General features: G+C 34.2%; 16 protein-coding genes. 4 read left to right on the forward strand and 12 right to left on the reverse strand.

All coding sequences use genetic code 11. From position 1 onward, the window contains the following. Window positions 1–85 precede the first annotated feature (85 nt). Window positions 86–685: a HupE/UreJ family protein gene (locus VB776_RS03130; RefSeq protein WP_323325929.1), complete on the forward strand. Its 600-nt coding sequence runs from the start codon at window positions 86–88 to the stop codon at window positions 683–685. Here the strand turns inward: VB776_RS03130 and VB776_RS03135 are convergent. Both VB776_RS03135 and VB776_RS03140 read right to left on the reverse strand, forming a co-directional pair. After that, complete coding sequence (locus VB776_RS03135) at window positions 682–1,410, reverse strand: SGNH/GDSL hydrolase family protein (protein WP_323325932.1); 729 nt, start codon at window positions 1,408–1,410, stop codon at window positions 682–684. The two genes, VB776_RS03130 and VB776_RS03135, sit on opposite strands and share 4 nt — an antisense overlap. A gap of 141 nt (window positions 1,411–1,551) precedes the next feature. After that, window positions 1,552–2,607, reverse strand: coding sequence for a sensor histidine kinase (locus tag VB776_RS03140; protein ID WP_323325934.1), 1,056 nt, complete (start codon window positions 2,605–2,607; stop codon window positions 1,552–1,554). 243 nt (window positions 2,608–2,850) lie between these two features. On the opposite strand from VB776_RS03140, the gene VB776_RS03145 reads away from it, so the two are divergent. After that, complete coding sequence (locus VB776_RS03145; protein WP_323325937.1) at window positions 2,851–4,779, forward strand: tetratricopeptide repeat-containing sensor histidine kinase; 1,929 nt, start codon at window positions 2,851–2,853, stop codon at window positions 4,777–4,779. Between the two features lie 6 nt (window positions 4,780–4,785). Here the strand turns inward: VB776_RS03145 and VB776_RS03150 are convergent, their stop codons facing one another. The 8 genes from VB776_RS03150 to VB776_RS03185 form a co-directional block, all read right to left on the reverse strand. Next, window positions 4,786–5,136 (reverse strand): DUF1801 domain-containing protein, encoded by a 351-nt coding sequence (locus VB776_RS03150; RefSeq protein WP_323325939.1) that lies wholly within the window; start codon window positions 5,134–5,136, stop codon window positions 4,786–4,788. Window positions 5,137–5,181: 45 nt separating this feature from the next. Further along, window positions 5,182–6,330: a leucine-rich repeat domain-containing protein gene (locus tag VB776_RS03155; protein ID WP_323325941.1), complete on the reverse strand. Its 1,149-nt coding sequence runs from the start codon at window positions 6,328–6,330 to the stop codon at window positions 5,182–5,184. Window positions 6,331–6,718: 388 nt separating this feature from the next. After that, complete coding sequence (locus VB776_RS03160; protein ID WP_323325943.1) at window positions 6,719–7,249, reverse strand: transposase; 531 nt, start codon at window positions 7,247–7,249, stop codon at window positions 6,719–6,721. A gap of 549 nt (window positions 7,250–7,798) precedes the next feature. Next, window positions 7,799–9,907, reverse strand: coding sequence for a beta-galactosidase (locus tag VB776_RS03165; RefSeq protein ID WP_323325945.1), 2,109 nt, complete (start codon window positions 9,905–9,907; stop codon window positions 7,799–7,801). Window positions 9,908–10,116: 209 nt separating this feature from the next. Then, the gene (locus VB776_RS03170) at window positions 10,117–10,884 is read right to left on the reverse strand and encodes a rhamnogalacturonan acetylesterase (protein ID WP_323325948.1); all 768 of its coding nucleotides are present in this window, start codon (window positions 10,882–10,884) and stop codon (window positions 10,117–10,119) included. Between the two features lie 93 nt (window positions 10,885–10,977). Next, the gene (locus VB776_RS03175) at window positions 10,978–12,108 is read right to left on the reverse strand and encodes a glycoside hydrolase family 88/105 protein (protein WP_323325950.1); all 1,131 of its coding nucleotides are present in this window, start codon (window positions 12,106–12,108) and stop codon (window positions 10,978–10,980) included. 111 nt (window positions 12,109–12,219) lie between these two features. Further along, window positions 12,220–14,052, reverse strand: coding sequence for a rhamnogalacturonan lyase (locus VB776_RS03180; protein ID WP_323325952.1), 1,833 nt, complete (start codon window positions 14,050–14,052; stop codon window positions 12,220–12,222). Window positions 14,053–14,071: 19 nt separating this feature from the next. Beyond that, window positions 14,072–15,406 (reverse strand): rhamnogalacturonan acetylesterase, encoded by a 1,335-nt coding sequence (locus tag VB776_RS03185; protein ID WP_323325954.1) that lies wholly within the window; start codon window positions 15,404–15,406, stop codon window positions 14,072–14,074. Between the two features lie 288 nt (window positions 15,407–15,694). Here VB776_RS03185 and VB776_RS03190 point away from each other — a divergent pair, with 288 nt between their 5' ends. Together VB776_RS03190 and VB776_RS03195 are read left to right on the forward strand one after the other, a co-directional pair. Beyond that, entirely contained in the window at window positions 15,695–16,144 is a 450-nt protein-coding gene (locus VB776_RS03190; RefSeq protein ID WP_323325956.1) for a hypothetical protein, read from the forward strand. Window positions 16,145–16,149: 5 nt separating this feature from the next. Beyond that, window positions 16,150–16,662, forward strand: a complete 513-nt coding sequence (locus VB776_RS03195) for a MepB family protein (RefSeq protein ID WP_323325958.1) — start codon at window positions 16,150–16,152, stop codon at window positions 16,660–16,662. 72 nt (window positions 16,663–16,734) lie between these two features. On the opposite strand, the gene VB776_RS03200 is transcribed toward VB776_RS03195, so the two are convergent. Both VB776_RS03200 and VB776_RS03205 read right to left on the reverse strand, forming a co-directional pair. Continuing rightward, on the reverse strand, window positions 16,735–17,298 hold the full coding sequence (locus VB776_RS03200; RefSeq protein ID WP_323325960.1) for a GNAT family N-acetyltransferase: 564 nt from the start codon (window positions 17,296–17,298) through the stop codon (window positions 16,735–16,737). A 12-nt stretch (window positions 17,299–17,310) separates the two neighbouring features. After that, window positions 17,311–17,880, reverse strand: coding sequence for a hypothetical protein (locus VB776_RS03205; RefSeq protein ID WP_184130500.1), 570 nt, complete (start codon window positions 17,878–17,880; stop codon window positions 17,311–17,313). Window positions 17,881–17,913 lie beyond the last annotated feature (33 nt).

Here is a 17,913-nt window from a genome sequence, read left to right on the forward strand (position 1 = left end):
GTACCCTGATGTTATTTTAAATAAAAATCAATTTAAAATATTTACTTTTGTGGATTACTAACCACAAAAATTAATCATCAACAAAATGTCAGACTTTCAAACATTCTTCAAGCTTGGTTTTCAGCATATTACCGATATTAACGGATACGATCATATTCTGTTTGTGGTTGCGTTGTGTGCAATATTTCGTTTAAAGGATATTAAAAAGGTAGCAATTTTAATCACAGCATTCACAATTGGGCATTCGCTTACTTTGGCTTTGGCTACGCTTAATTTAATTACTTACAGTTCAGAATTCATAGAATTTCTCATTCCAGTAAGTATTGTCCTTACTTGTTTTATGAATTTGTTTCATAAATCTTCCGAGCGAGCTTCCCAAGCAGAACATTCTTCCATTTTACGCTATCCGATGGCGATGATTTTTGGGCTAATTCATGGAATGGGTTTTTCAAATTACCTTAGAAGTTTGTTGGGAAAAGAAGAAAGTATATGGCAACCACTTTTGTCATTTAATATTGGTTTAGAAATCGGACAATTACTGATTGTGTTACTTTCTTTGTTGTTGAGTTCATTGTTGTTGGATATTTTCAAAGTAAAAAAACACGATTGGAATCTGATTCTCTCAAGTTTAGTAGCAGGAATTGCTATTACTTTAATTTTAGGGACAGATTTTTTGAAGGCTTAATTGCTGATTTTCAGGATGGTTTCTGCCGTACTTTGAACTTTCATCGCCCAGCGTTGGTGCATTTTTCCTGAAAAATGTAAACCATCGCTAGCAAACATTGAATCATCCGTATTTTGTCTGCTAATACTTGTAATATCAATAAAAGCGATTCCTACTTTCTTACATTCTTGTTGTGCTACTTCGTTGAAAGCATCAATTTCTCTGGATATTTTTGCTCTATCGTTATTCCTTCCTGCTAGTGAAACGCCCCAATCTGGAATGGATAAGACCATTACTTTTTGAGCATCGTTTTTAGCAAATTTCGTACTGATGCTTAACAATTCTCTGAATTCAGTTCGGTACTTTTCAAGGCTTTGTCCACGATATTGATTGTTTACGCCAATCAATAATGAGACCATATCGTATTGCTGACTAAGGTTTCTGCTGGAAATTCCCTGCATTAATTCTTGGGTTGTCCAACCTGTTTGAGCAATAATATCATGAGGTGTAATTTGATATTTACTTGCCAATAAATCATTTAACAGAACCGACCAACGCTCTTTTTCAGGAACGCTTTGTCCAATTGTATAAGAATCTCCCAAAGCTAGAAAAGATTTTTTGAGCATCGTTTCAACAACAGGTATCGTACCTTGATTTGGATTTTGAGGAATATACTTTTTTTCGTCCGTTGAACTACAGGCCAACAGTAATAACAAACAGAATACAATATATTTTAGCTGATTCATCACTTAATGCTTTTACTTTGATAAAAGTTTGACAAAGTATTTTGTTTGAACATTTACGTAATTAATGAAGGAAGAAGTGCTAGTTGGAACAAAAAATTCCTCAGAGATGTCTCTGAGGAATTTTTTTTTGTTAGTTATCGTTCAATCTGCTGGATTGATGATGCCGATTTTATTAGGAATAATAATTTTGAAAGTAGTTCCTTGCCCTTCGGTACTCTCAAAAAAGATTCTTCCACCAAGTTTTTCGATGGTATATCTTAATGTATAAAGCCCAATTCCTGAACCATGTGCTTGACTTGTAGCACGATAAAATAGCTTGAAAATGTTTTTTTGTAATTCTTTTTTGATGCCAATTCCATTGTCAGACAAAATGATTTTTACAAATTCCTTATCGCCTGAAATATTTATGCTTAGGGATGAATCATCTCTTTTAACATTTCTGTACTTGATTGCATTATCAATAATGTTCTGAAATAATGAAGTAATGATGGGTTTATCAAAGTAAAAATCAAAGGGGCAATCAATCGTTTCTTCAAAATTTTGTGAAGTATAACCTTCAACGCTGGCTAAAGATTTTTTTACCTCATCAATAATAGTCCTGAAATCAATTAATTCAAAATGGGGAACCACTTTTTGGATTTTGAGAGATTCGTTTACTTTTTCTACCGTTTCTAATAATCTACTTACACTTTCATTAATCAGTCCGCAATAAGCCTTTAGCGTATCAATATCAACGGGGTCTTCTTGAAGAGCCATTTTTGTTAATTCCAAAACACTCGTCATTGGGCTTTTAATATCGTGCGATAGTCTGTACGAAAGTACTTCTAAAGATTCTATCGTATTTCTATATTCTGTAATATTGGAAATTGCCACGCCAACACCATTACCAACTTTGAAGGCTTTTACTCTATTGTACTGATTTCCATAAATAGGGCTTCCAATAATTTCTTCAATAATCAGTGGTTTTCCCGTTTGGATTACTTGCATGTATTGACCGTAGAGTCCTTTTTCAATAGCATTAGGTGCTACTTCTAAAATATGTTTTCCAACGAAGGCATCTCGCTCAATATGATAAAATTTAAGTAAAGACTCATTCGCATCTATAACGTTCAATTCACTGTCAAATAGAATAAAATGAAGCTCCGCATTGTCAAAAAAAGCTGAGCGAAGGGTTTGTTGTTCATTATCCGTTATCATAATTAATTTGAGTTGATTTTTTATAAGAGGTCTTACATTACAGGTTGGTAGAAAGTACCTTCCAAAGATTATTTTCTAATAAGTTATCAATTCTGATTGAAATTGTCTAGGAAAAGTTGAATGAATGCTCTATTAAATTTTGTTGATATATTTCAAGAATAAAAAATCTTTATATATTTACGAGATAGTAAGAAGCAAATTAATAGTAATTCAACCTCCTTTCCACAATCATTAAATTAGTTTATGTTTAAAAAAGTACTTGTGTTGGCAATATTTTCTGTATTGTCTTCTTTCTCGGCTTTTTCTCAGCAAAAAAAACTTGACCAACTACTTTCGCAATGGAAGAAGCTAAGTCTTTCTGCCCAACAAAAAACTGATACTAATACAATCAATTTATTAAATAGCATTGGAAACGAGTATATGCAAACGGTTTCCGACAGTGCTTTTATTTTTTCAGATAAAGCTTTGGCATTATCTAAATCACTTAAATACAATAAAGGAAGTTCGGCAGCCTATGCCAATATTGGCAAAATGCACTATATGAAAGGTAATTACGATTTGTCTTTACACTTTGTACTTACTTCATTAAATCTCAGTAATCAAATTAATGATAAAGCTGGAGTAGCAGGGGCATCAAATGTAATCGGGCTTATTTACCTTGCTCAGAAAAAAACTAATTTAGCTTTAGCAGAATTCAGAAAAGCTGCAAAAATTAATACAAGTATTAACAATCAAACAAAATTATCCGCCAATTACTTCAATGCAGGATTGACATATTTAGAAGCTAAATCAGATAGTGCTTTGCGGTACTTTTTATTGTCTAAATCTATCAGTACAAAAATCCACGACGAACATTTGATTGCAATGGCAAACAATAGACTCGGCGATTACTTTTTACAAAAATCTCAAACACACAAAGCAATTGTTTATTATTCGTCTGTGTTAAAGAATAAAAAATACCAAAACGATTGGGAAAATAGTTTCGCTTATACTGGTCTGGCAAAATGTTATTATAAGCAAGGGAAGTTTAAAGAAGCAAGCATCAATAGTGAAAAAGGACTTTCTTTAGCCCAAAAAACCAATACTAAATGGGATATTGAACAAGCTTTAAGAGTATTACACGAATCTTTTAGCGCACTTGGTGACTCAAAAAAAGCGTATAAATATCTTTTAATGGATAAAATTTATAGCGATAGTTTATTTGATGAATCAAAAGAAAAAGAAATAAATGCACTCAACTTAAAGCAACAACAAGCTGAAAACGAAGTATTGATTAAGAAAAATCAGATTGCGGAGGAGAAAGAAGCCACTAGCCAAATGGTAACCCTTATCATTATACTCATTGCTTTATTTTTGATGATTATTACGTTGATTACTTTTAGAAATGCTAAGAGAAATAAAAAATTATATCAGGCCCTCCAGAAAAAAACAGATTTTATCGCCGCTCAGAATGAATTGATTGAGCAAAAAAATGAAGAGCTTAATCATTCTAATCAGACAAAAGATAGGTTGTTTTCTATCATTGGACATGATTTAAGAGGACCTTTTGCCACCATGCTTGGAGCATTAGAATTATTTAAGACAGGCGAGTTGGAAGAAGAAGATAAGCAGATGATGCTTGATAGAATTTTAGAGCAAATGACTGTTACTTCTGCCATGTTAGAAAATCTATTGGCTTGGGCAAATAGTCAGCGAGAAGGTTTGAAAACGCAATCAATAACCTTGTCTTTAACAGGAATTGTCAATGAAATACTTGGTGTTTTTGTGATGGTGGCGGGTGAAAAAAACATTCAGATTATTCATCATTTTGAAGAACCTCTATCAATCAAAGGCGATCCTGACCAAATTCGAATACTCTTCCAGAACTTAGTGGCTAATGCTATTAAATTCACAAAACCCAAAGGTAAAATCGTGATTAGTTACTTAGTGAACGAAAGTACTATTAAGGTTTCTATCAAAGATGATGGTGTTGGGATGACAGAAGAGAAATTGAAATTGATTTTTCAAGAATCTGGGAAAAGTATTTCAACTTATGGGACCAAAAAAGAAAAAGGCATTGGTATTGGTTTAATGCTTGTGAAAAAATTTATTGAACTAAACAATGCTACTATTACTGTGATAAGCAAAGAGCATGAAGGAACAGAATTCGTAGTAGAGTTTACTAGAATTTAGTACTTATCACACAACTTTATACAATTTCATTAATGTAGTTAAAATCATTTCAATCGTTTCCAAAGGTAAATCTTTGGTTGGGTCAAAAAGCATAATTTTCATTCTTGAACGCTTTTCAATGATTAGGTCGGGATGTTCAATACTTTTTCCTTCTACAATACCGAGGTATGGTTGTTGGTATTTTTTATGAATCCATAAATAGCAAAACATTTTCCCTTTATAGCAGAAAAAAGGCATTCCGTACTTCAAAACATGTGTAATGTTTTTGTCTTGCGAAAGTATAATTTCCCTCAAAGCCATCAAACAACTTCTATTCGGCTCTTCTTGTTTCAAATAAAAATTATCGACTTCTTTCATGGGGATGGTTTAGGATATTTCTGTTAGGATATGCTAAGGCAAAGTTTACTTTTTACTTCTTGTCTGAAAATGGATTTCGCAGTTTGGTAGCCATTGCTTTAATTTATCTTTATTCTTTTGGGTTAAAAAATCATCATCAATTCTCAATGATTTTAGTTTGCTTAGTTGAGCAATATTAGGGGAAATAAATTTTATTGGATTATCCCAAATTTCAAGTTTTTCTAGGTTTTTTAGGTCAGAAATATTGTCTGGAATGTTGTCAATTTCATTATCAAAAATCAAAAGTTCTTTTAAATTCCCTAAGTATCGTGTTTCTTTTGAAATAGCTTTAACCTTATTTGAATATAGATAAAGGGTTTCAAGTTTATTTAATCTGTTGTCTATGAATGAAAAATCTTTAAATAAATTACTATCAAGTGAAAGCCAAGTCAAGTTTGGAATTGTCTTTATTTTTTCTGGAAATTTTGCTAAACTATTGCGTGAAATGTCAAAATGTTCTAACTTTTTAAGTTGTGATAAGTCACAATTAATGTCTTTAATTTTTGTGTTTGCAAAAGAAATACTTTTTAAACTTTTAAGACTTGAGATTTCACATTGGAACTTACTTATTGGGTTGACAGCCATTATCAACTCTTCAAGAGATGCTATTTCATAAATTTGAGGAGGAATTTCTGTAAAACTATTACCTGTCAATATAACCTTATAAATATCAAGGTTACTCAATCCATTTGGTAAAGAACTAAGCCCTTTATCATGAAGCCATAAATATTTCCCTTTTTCATCTTTTGCGATTGGTGAAAAATCGCTTTTATACAAACTATTAGCCTTACCTTCTGCAATTTTATTACATAGTTCTGTCATTTGGTTTTTTACATTGCCTTCTTTACTATCAACAAAAAATAACCAACTTTTTACTTTTTTATCACATACAATACAATCAATTTCAAAGTTTGCATCCCAATCAATCCGATTTTCATCAATGTTTGAATTATCTGCAAAAGCAAAACGAATCCTTGAAGGAATGTCTTCTACTTTGGTAGAAGTAATGATTAATCCTGTTTCAGGGAAATTGATTGCCTTTTTCCAAAACTTAGTTTTTGATAATTCAGGATAACCTTCAATGCCAAATATAATACCTGCTTGTCCTTTAAACCCCTTTGGAAAAACAATGTAATTATGTTCTTGCCAATTCATATAACTTACAAAAGCAAAGATAAAATAGCTTGCAGTCAACACTACTTGAATTGTGGAATATACCTTCTTGTTATTTGTGAGTATGAATATTAGATAGTCAATGAAATAAATTATTAATCCAATACCTATCAAGTAGATTCCCCAAAATGTAAAGTAACTCAGCGTCAACACCGCTATTAATCCAATAACAAGTGTAATAAATCCGAGTATCTTTAATGGGGAGTTCGTTATTTTTTTCACGGTCGTTTAAAGAAGACTATCAACTTAGTAATAGTAATAAGCAAATCTAAATTCCCACACAACCTACCACTTTCCCACAAAATCCCCAAAACAAACCCTTTCGCCGTTGTTCGTGTCTCCACGAACAAATTTTCGCTACTAATCTAGATTAATCTTGCCAATGACTCAATAGTCCAAATTCATCAATTCCATATTCATAAAATTTAGCAGAGGAATATCTATAACTTTCAGGCAAATCAGCTAAGTTCCATTTTTCTGCGATAGGATTATTATGAATGTAATCAATTTTTTGTTGCCACACAGTTGGTGAATACAAAGCAATTGGAAGACTATTTCTTTGCCAAAAATGATATTTACGATTGGCAGATTCTACTTCAAAATAAGATAGGACTTTCGGATGATTCAATGATAAATCTTCTAAAAACCTGTGTCCAGTATATTTCATAAAACTAGCATTTGGCATCTCTTTCCCATTTTTAGCTAACATTGTCCAAATCAGATGGATATGGTTAGGCATAATAACGAATGCAAATACCTTAATTTTTTGTTGAGCTACTAAATATTGTAAGCTACTGATAATTATATCTTTATACTTGTCAGGCTTTAATAGTTTTTGCCAATTTAAAATGGTGGCAGTATAAAAATATGGAACGCCTATTTGCATACTGGAATATTGCATAGCTTATTTGGTTTTGTAGATTTTCGTTTATTTTTATGCTTGCTAATGTTTATCGTTGAATTGTTCGTGAAGACACGAACAATGGCTATGTGGCAAACTATTGTTTTCTCGCCGTAGTTTGTGTCTTCACAAACTACTAATCTTTTGCCATTCTTCGTGTCTTTGTGAACAACAATTAGATAATTATTCAACAAATTGTTCGTGGAGACACGAACAATGGCGAGTAGCAAATTCTTATTTAAAAATAAAACAAATCTAAATTCCCACACAACCTACCACTTTCCCACAAAATCCCCAAAACAAACCCTAATTCATTTCACGAAAATTATTATTCGGTATTTTATCTCATGATAAATTGTAGCGGTAGCTCTTGCAGTTACCGTTTTGAAATGTAGGAATGACAAGAAATAAACAATTTCACCCTTGAAAAATTATTTGTTTGTTTATAAAATAACCATTAAAGCCTACTTAAACCCATATTTATATTCTAAAAAACAAAAAGCCCTCTGCTTGTCTGCAAAGAGGCTCTGGATATAAATGGGTGCCGTATTATTCTTCTTCGATGATTTTAAAACCCCAAGCTTCTAAATCTATCGCTTGGTTATTTAGAATTTTTGTATTGGAAATCAACTCTTTTCCACTTTTATGTGGATAAGTAAGGTTTTTGCTTTCAGCTGAATAATTGAAATAATAATGAATTTTCTTTCCAGCTGTATTTGTACCTTCTTTTGTGATTAATGGGAATGCCAAATTTTGATTTACTCCCCAAAGTTTTGCTTTTTTTAAGGCATCTTTCAAGATATTTTCGGTTGTTTTAGCATTCGTCATGCAAGCAATGTACGTCGCTAAACCTTTGCCATATTCATTTTCTGTCACCGCAGCGTATTTTCCCCAAGATGGATGTTCATAATATGCCAAAACTTTAGCAGTTGTAGGCGTAACTAACTCCATCCAAGTATTGATTTTGTTGTTTTCTGTTCCTACTTGAAAAGGGTCACCTTTCAAAGACACATTATTGGGAATAGTAAATTGATTATATGAAATTCCACAAGCTTCGTTGATAATTCCGGGCTGAATGCTATTTCTTACCGTTACGTTTTCGTTAGAAAAACCGCTTTTGAAAGTATAAATTACATGACCTCCGTTTTTGGTAAAGGTATTTAATCGGTTTAATAATTCATCCGAGGCTGCATAAAGAGCAGGCACTACAATAAGTTTGTACTTTTCAAAATTGGTAGAGCTTGGGTCGATAAAATCAGTGCCAATATTCATGCGATAAAGGGCATCGTATATCGGACGAAGAATATCATTATAGCGTTCTCTTGCCCCCCAACCAAAACTAAAAGCATTAAAAGCCGTTTGTGCTTCATTACTGAAAAGAATCGCTACCTCATTTTGTTTTTTAAGATTGATTAATTGCGAACTCAATCTATCAAAGTCTTTACCAATGTTTTTTGCTTCATTGTAAGTAGCATTCGGTTGAAAATCATGGCTCAATAAACCTTTCCAATAGGTTTCTGCCGAGTTATGAATTGAGTGCCAATGCCAATATTCCAACATATTTGCCCCCGATGCCACGTGGCTGAATGCTTGTAAACGCAATTGATTAGGATAAGGTGTCCATTGTGGGAAACCTTGTGCTTCTGTTTCAATTACTAAGTAATTTTTTCCATTCTTCATCGAGCGACCTAAATCACCGCCTAAAGAAATTTCAATACCCGTCAAGAAATCTTGGGTTGGATGATAAATATCAACACCTGCATAGTCCATTGATTTGGCTGCATCAAAATGATTTACATCCGTTTGGATGCCGTAAGAAAAACCACGCCAATCAAAATCAAAGTTTTGAGTAACAAACTGATTAGGTTTGCTATATTCTTTCACTAAAGCTACTTGCCAAGCTAAATAATCAGTCACTAATTGTCTTTGAAACTTAGAAAATTCAGAACTCAAACTTGCATTAATAGTGCCAACCATTGATGGGAAATCATCCCAGTTATTAATTCTATTACTCCAATAATCTAAACCAAAAGCTTTGTTAATGGCATCTACAGTTTTGAATTTTGCTTTCATGTATTGTACAAAAGCCTTCTGTACATTATCGCCTGCGGTATTATAATGTTTGGTTTCGTTATCTACTTGGTAGCCAATAATAGCGGGATGGTCTTTTAGATGTTCCATGATTTTACGAATGACTCTTTCTGCATGAAATCTGAAATGTTCATTGGTAATATCCATGTTCTGACGCACGCCATAACGGTTTTGACCTTGAGCCGTAACCGCCAAAACATCAGGATATTTTTTCACTAACCATGTTGGAACAGCATAAGTAGGAGTTCCGATAATCACATGGATTCCTCCTTTGTGCATTGCATTCAATACACGGTCGATATGCGAAAAATCATAGACATTATCTTGTGGTTCAACGGTACTCCATGTAGATTCTGCAACTCTCACAACGTTAATACCTGCTTCTTTCATCATGGCAACGTCTTTCTCCAAACGGTCATAAGGCATATACTCATCATAATAAGCTACGCCAAAGAGTAATTTATTATCGGCTGTTTGTGCGGAAAGAAACAATACATTTGCTAAAATTAGGCTAGTCGTTAATAGACATTTCGCCAAGATTTTGGTAAATAATCTGGAATTTTTCATAGTCGAAGCTTAATAGAGATGTTTCTAAATTGATTGTTTTTGATTGAAATTTTACTTCTATCTCAAAAATAATATAAAATTGTATCAGAATGATACAATAACATAAGGATTCTTTTTTGGAAGACAAAAAAATACCCCATTGTCATTTGCATAACAATGAGGTATTAGCTTTTACAAGACTATTTCTTTTTTCGGATTAGAAATCCGAGTTACTTTTTCAGGAATTTGTTCAGCTTACATTTTTTTACTCCTTTCAAACCTTCTACCACGGTGATGGCATTTACTTTTGCACCTTCATAATTAGTATGAGTATGGTCGATAGGGAAGTAGTTTTTCTTTAAAGTAGCCTCATCCGACTGCTCATATTTTACGGCAACTAATTCATTCAAATCAACAAAGAAAGCTCCTGTAGTTTTTGCAGTTTCAGCCGCCCATTTCCCATAAGTATCTCTTGGAATTTTTCCGACTTTCCAAACATTACGTGGCACTGGTGAAAAAACGATGGCAGTTGCACCTTTTCCTTTAGTTTCGTTGATGTATTTACGCATGTACCAGCCATAAGTATGTACGGTTTCATGCTTTTTGGTCATCATATTATCAATTTCTTCAGTTTCTTCGCCTATTCCTTTGATACTTCCTCTAGCACGAGTACTATCGTTCAAAGCACCGCCATCGTTATGTCCGAATTGAATCATTACATAATCACCTTTTTTAAGATTAGCCATGATTTTATCCCAACGTCCTTCTGTTAAAAAAGTACGGCTACTTCTTCCACCGATTGCATGGTTTTCGATATGGATTTTGGTCGTATCAAAATAATCTTGGATGACACTTCCCCAACCCCATTGTCCATCTGAACCTTTACCAGAGCCATTTCTCACGGTAGAATCACCGATGATATACAACGTAGGTTTTTGTTTTTTAAAGAAGGTAAAAGAAAGAAAAATAATACTTGATAAAATTAGAATGCGTTTCATGTGTTATTGTTTTTATACTTTGAATATCAAATTTATTCCTATTAGCTGGTGACTTAAGTCACTAGCTAATAGGAAGGATTTAAGCTTGTCAGCCTACTTCATTTTCAACACTTCAGCTCCAGCTAATAAGAAACAACCTAAACCGAAATCTTCAAAATCTGGTTGTTTATCAACACTTAGCGGCTGACCGTCCTTTGGTTCTTTTCCTGTTCCTTGTACATAACCCAAGAAACCATTTGGTTGAACACAGTCGTTCAACATTGCATTGGTAGCTTTTGAAATAATGGGTAAGTATTGTTTTTTGTTCAATAAACCATGATTTACTCCCCAAGCCATGCCATAAGTAAATAAGGCTGTTCCTGTTAATTCTTTACCGCCAAATTCTGTTTCATCCATTAAACTTACATTCCAAAATCCATCCTGACGTTGTAATGGAGGCAAGGCTTTCATCATTTCAAGATATGTTTTTTCATATTCTTCACGATGTGGGGCATTTTTCGGCATAATTTCTAACACTTTCACCAAAGCTGCAACAACCCAACCATCCCCACGTGACCAGTAACAGTTTTTACCAGCAGGTGTTTTATATGGCGGGTCGAAATCTTTATCTCTCCACCAAAGTCCTTCTGCTGGATTATACAAACCTTTATCGCCATGAATGGTTTTTGTGTGCATGTACATTTGATACATTTTTTCGTAATAACGGTCATCTTTGTACATCACACCCAAACGAGCGAACACAGGCATTGCCATTTGTAAGGCATCTACCCACGACCAGTCGTCTTTCTTTGTACTATTCACCATACTATCAATGGAGGCTTTGATGTCACGGATTCTTTCTGGTTTTGGATCAATTAAATACAAATCCAAATAGGTTTGTCCGCAACATTGGTCGTCGGCATTACGAGTTTTGATGCCGTTACGTAAACCCCATTTATGTGCTTCGCCCCAAGCTACAGCATAGTCGTAATAACGTTTTTGTTTATCAACGCTATACAATGCCATTAATCCTTCATAATAAACGCCACGTGTCCAAATATTACTTGGACGAGTTTTATCTGGACGAACAATGGGTGCTGAAACATCAGCCCATTTTGTCATGAAGTAATCATTTGCAGCTGTTAATCCTTTTAAAAGCTCTTTTTTCTTTGGAAGTCCTTGAGCCTGAATTTGTACGATACTTATCAAAGCGATAAGCCATACCATTGTGATGTTTTTTTTCATTTTTAAATTTAATTGTGAATGAGTGATTTGGTGATTGTTTTGTGAATTAGTAAAAACTTAATGAACGATAAAATATCAAATTGTTGCCATTCACAATCCACAACTTATTAACTACTTCACTGTTATATTAGCTTTGGGTGGCGTTTTCATGCCTGTTCCTAAAAAGTAACTTGTATGTGGAGGTTGGTTGTAACCAACATTTTGCCAAGCAATACTTAGTCGGTATTGTGGGTCGTGCATTAATGTTGGCAAACGATGTTCAGTAGGAATCGTTGTTGAAAAAATGCGTAATTCCTTTTTATCATTTGTTTTGAAAATTACTTCTTCTCGCCAATCACCAAATAAATCGGCACTCAAAGCTGGCGTTGATTTTGTGCCATTGTTAGAAGAACAATTTTCGGCAGTGAACAATCTTCCAACTTTATACTTGTCGATATGATTTCCATCTAATAATTCACGAGATAAATCGCCATCCCACCAAATCAAAAAATTGGTTGAACTTGGATTATCACCGATTCTATCGCCTTTCGCATTAAATAATCCACCAGAACCCGACCACCACATTTCAGATCCTTCATTACTTGGGTCAATATCAGCCGCTACTCCACGACCAGCATCTTGTCCTTCATTTTTTCTCCAGATAATTTCACCCGTTTTAGCATCGTACAAAGCAGCACCCGGTCCTTCGGTTTTTTCTTCAATTTCATGAACACCAAATACTTCTAATCCAGGACGAGAAGGATCTAAATCAGAAACATGCAAAGCATCACCATGACGTAAACCTGTCGTGAACAATCCTTTTCCGTCATCATCAACCACCATCGAGCCATACACAATTTCATCTTTGCCGTCTGCATCTACATCGGCAACGGTTAAATTATGATATCCTTGTCCCGAAAAAGGATTCTCTCCATCTTTAGAATCAAATACCCAACGAGAGGTCAATTTTCCTCCACGCCAATCCCAAGCGGCTAAAACCGTTCTACCATAATAGCCTCTACACATAATTACGCTGGGTAATTTTCCATCTAAATAAGCCACGCAAGCTAAAAAGCGGTCGCTACGATTTCCAGATTTATCATTTCCTCCATTGCCACCTTTTCCGCCCCAACCACCAAGATTACCTCTCGCAGGAATATAATCGGTAGTTGCTAAAGCAGCTCCAGTCAAACCATCAAAAATGGTAAAGAATTCTGGCCCATCTAAAATTTTTCCGTCAGCATTTCTATAATCAGCTTTGGTATCTCCGATTACTTTGCCTTTGCCGTCGGTCGTGCCATCAGCGGTTTTACAAGCAAATTCTGCTTTGCCGTCACCGTCAAGGTCATAAACCATAAATTGTGTATAATGCGCTCCTTCACGGATATTTTTACCTAAATTGATTCTCCACAATAAAGTACCGTCTAATTTATAAGCCTCAAAAATTGGTTCGTCGGTAATACCTTTTTGTGAATTGTCTTTTCCGATACCAGTTTGATGAACAATGATTTCATAAACCCCATCACCATCTAAATCACCTACAGAAACATCGTTTGGTGTATATTTTTCAGGTGTTTGTAAAGGTAGAGAAAGGTAGTTTCTAGCCGATGAATTCGCAGCTAACGCAAAAGATTCACTAGGTTTTCCTTCTATTTTTCCTGAAACCGTTTTTACAAAATAAGTATTTACTTGTGTAGTATCCACTTTTTCATCTACAAAGTTGGTACCTTTTGTTAAGGCTTCTTTGTTCAATTTTACAGGATTAGCTTTCCCTGTAACTCTGTATAAATTGAATTTTGTATCGACTGCTTCTGTACCTAACAAACGCCAACTGACAAATACTTTTCCTCCTCCTTGGTTGATGGCAATTACTCCTCTGTTGAGGTTTTCCATTAATCTCTGTGCTGAAACCTGCAACGATAACACACAGAGTACAATGATACTTTTATAAATGCTTGATTTCATTTTTGTCTGAGTTAACATCTTAGTTTCCGTCTGGTTTAACAACATTTACAAGTGGACTGTGTGGAAAATTAAAACTCTCTTCATTGTCTGGATTGGCAGGATTGAAACTTGCTAAACCATCTAGCAAATCATCAGCGATGCCTAATTTTGCTTGTTTGATGCCTTCTACAATACATTTTGCCAGTTCATAAGCACCGTAATTACTAAAATGCGTATCGTCGTGAATGGCTTTTGTTTGCTCAGGAAAAGTATTGGCATCGTAATGAACAAAAGCTTTCATTGATTTTTGCGGACCCATCGTTTCAAAAAGTACTTTACTCATGGCGTTTAAATCTATCAAAGCTACATTTTCTTCTTTGGCTACTTGTCGCATTGCTTCTGGAAAATCGCCTAAAGTATTATTGATTTTACCTTCAGCATTGAAATTTCTTCTAAGCATCGACGTCACCAAAACGGGAATTGCACCTTTTTCTTTTGTTTGTTTGATATAAGATTTCAAGTATTCTTTATAAGTAGTGTTGGCTTCAATGCCTGTACCAGCTTTTTGGTCGTTGTGAGCGAATTCTATAAAAAAGTAATCGCCCGCTTTGATAAGGCTCATTACTTTATCTAAACGTTTTGCTCCTGCAAAGCTTTTGATGGTTTCGCCAGATTCGGCATAATTGGCAAATACTACATTTTTAGCCTTGAAAAATCTAGGAATCATTTGTCCCCAAGCAGCATAAGGCTCAATTGCTTGGTCAACTACAGTAGAATTTCCTGCTAAAAAAACTGTAACCGTTTTATCACTTGCTTTGGTGATTTCCAAGCCACAAATTTTTGGGTTAGCATCATTAAATTCAAAAGTCAGTTGATTATCCCAATGTAAGTAAGCAAATTCTCTAGGCTTTAATTTTACTTTTTCCGTTGCGTTGATTTTGGGTGTTCTTACGTTAACGGTAAATTCTTTCGTGGCGATTTCTCCTTCAGTAGTAATTACTTTTTCCAACATCAATCTACGGTTTTCAACTTTCACCGTAGTCGTTGAAATACCTTTAGAATCGCCCAAAAACAATTTCACATCGTAATTTCCTTCGGGAATATCTACCGTAAAAAAGAAAGGTTGAGTACTTGTACAGAAATCAGAAGTTAAAGCATTTTTACCTTTTCTAGTTTCTGAAATGATTTGAGCATTCGGTAAAAAACCATAGCCTTTTTCTTTGCTGTAAACAGATTCAGGCAAAACTTGTATATATCCTTTAGCAACTTTTCCAGTACCAAAGTCAAATTTAAAGTCTGTTGTGGCTTGAGAAAAGGATTGGAATGAACACAGGGAGACAACAGTACCAAATAATGATGCTTTAAGATGATTCATTTTGAGAGTTAGTAAACTTGAATTATATATAAAATCCAATAAAAAAAGAATTATTTGTATTAAAATAAGTCTATCTTATCTTTCATAAATTATAATACAAATAAAGTGTAAGACATGCCCGAAACTCTCCTGTGGTCTCACGGGTTAGAAGTCTCCTTGAATTTTGAGAAATAGCTATAATTTCTAAATCTAAAATCAGGTATTTCTTTTCTTATTATTCCATTAATCTGCATAACACAAGGCATAGATTTTCCTAAATAATTTCACCTTTGTAAAAAAAGACAAACTATGAAACTTAAAACTAAATTGATGCTAATGCTGTCGTTTTCAGCAATTTTGGCTTGTCAACCCAAAGAAAAAGAAAATCCATTGATTGGTACTTGGCAATTGGTCTCGGCGGAAACGATTGAGAAAGACACTTCATTCTCTACTTTCAATCCGAAAGTACAAATGATAAAAATTATCAATCCAACGCATTTTGCTTTTATGAGTCATGTTGTAAATCCTGCCAAAGATTCAACCAATTCATTTTCAGCAGGCGGCGGAGAATACACTTTGGTTGATAGTGTTTATACAGAAAACTTGCAGTATTTTATTGATAAAAACTGGGAGAACAATAAATTTACTTTTACCGTAAAAATTCAAAATGATACTTTAATTCAAAAAGGGATTGAGAAGATTGAAAAACTAGGAATCGACCATGTGATTATTGAGAAGTATGTGAAAGTGAAAAAATAACACAGATGTCTGCTAAAAACGATTTTATTCTTGCGAAAGAATTACTTTATCAACCAAGTGGTTTCAATTGTTCTGAACCTGTTTTAGAAGCTGAAAGTGCAGAATACGGTGCTTGTGATTTCAAGCTAAATGATTTTAATATTAAATACCGAATAGCCAAAATTACGCCTACAAAAACGGGACAATTTGTTACTTTATGGAAAAGAAATCAGCAAGGAATTATTGAACCTTTTGAGATGAATGATAAGGTAGATTTCTTTATCATCAGTACCAGAAAAGACAATCGCTTTGGACAATTTATCTTTCCGAAAGCGTTACTTTATGAAAAAGGAGTAATTTCAGATGAAAGAAAAGAAGGGAAAAGAGCCATCAGAGTATATCCGCCTTGGGATGAAGCTAATAGCAAACAAGCTCAAAAGACACAGCAATGGCAATTAAAGTATTTTTTAGAAATTCCTGAAGGTGGATTATCTAATTTAACATTAGCCAAACAATTACTTGGTAATAAGCTAGGATGAACGATATAATTCTTAAAATCATTTATCATTAGGAATAGACTTAAATCCATTCCTAATGATCTGAAAGAATCCTTACTTCCTAAAATCCCAAAGTACAACTTCCCAAAGTTCTGGATGTGTAGTGTCAAAGTATTCATGGATGATTTCAAAACCGACTCTTTTATGGGCTACCAAAGAACGTGTATTTCTTTTAGCGATTTCGGTAATACAAAGGTCAAATTTATCTGATAATTCTGTTTTATGTTTGGCGTAAAGTCCATCAAAAAGTCCTTGTCCACGGTAGCCCTCTGCTACGCAAATTTGTCCCATTGCATAATAGAGATAATCCTTAATTAATTTTCCTTCATACTCCAATCCATCCAACATTGTAAACATCGCTGTCAGTACTGGCACATCATTTCTGAAACTCTCGGGCATTACTAAAGCGTAGCCCACTACTTGGTCGCCGTCTTTGGCAATAATTTGCGGATAAGCTGCATTCATTCGAGAAAGTAAATCAAAATTATGCACCACCGTAACGAAGCCTTGGTCGTTGGCTACTTCTTCAGAAATATTTCTGGGTAAGTTTTTTTGTTGTAATGCTAATAATTGCCAGATTTCGTCGTCTGTACTAACCGTTGTAAAAATTACGCTCATTGTAAGGAATATTTAATTTAATCGTCTTGTCATTAATGCTTTTATTACTTCATAAAATTGTCGTGGAGCTAATACCCGCCAATTCACAACGTCTAAAGTTCCACCGAAATTTAAGTAATAATCCAGTCTAAATTTTGTCCATTCTTGTTGCACAAAATCTCTAAAATTACAAGCTGCTATCCAGCCATCTTCTACTTCTTCAAACCATTCTGCATAATAATCGTCTTCGTGACTTCCGTGAAAATTCAGTACGTTTTCGCCCACTAAAATAAACTGATTGATTCCTTGATTCACGAGGTGGTCGATAACGTTTCGCTTAAACCACATAATATCATTGTGCAAAGTATCATTCCATTCGCCAAACATTTCTATAATCACAAATCGTTGTTCGTAATCACAAAACAGGATTTTACAGTACAACGTCTCAGATTCAAATTCATCCCAAAACGGATGAATAAAGTATCCATAAATATCATGTTCGTAATAAGAAGTATTATAGAGACGCTCATAAAAGGGCGAACGTGGGTCTTTTGAAGCCACATACAAATTCTCCCAATTATAAAATGGTTCTATGTCTTGCATAATTAATTGTGAATTAGTGAATTGTGATTTAGT

It is taken from the genome of Arcicella gelida (assembly GCF_034931025.1).
In the GTDB taxonomy this organism is placed as follows: domain Bacteria; phylum Bacteroidota; class Bacteroidia; order Cytophagales; family Spirosomataceae; genus Arcicella; species Arcicella gelida.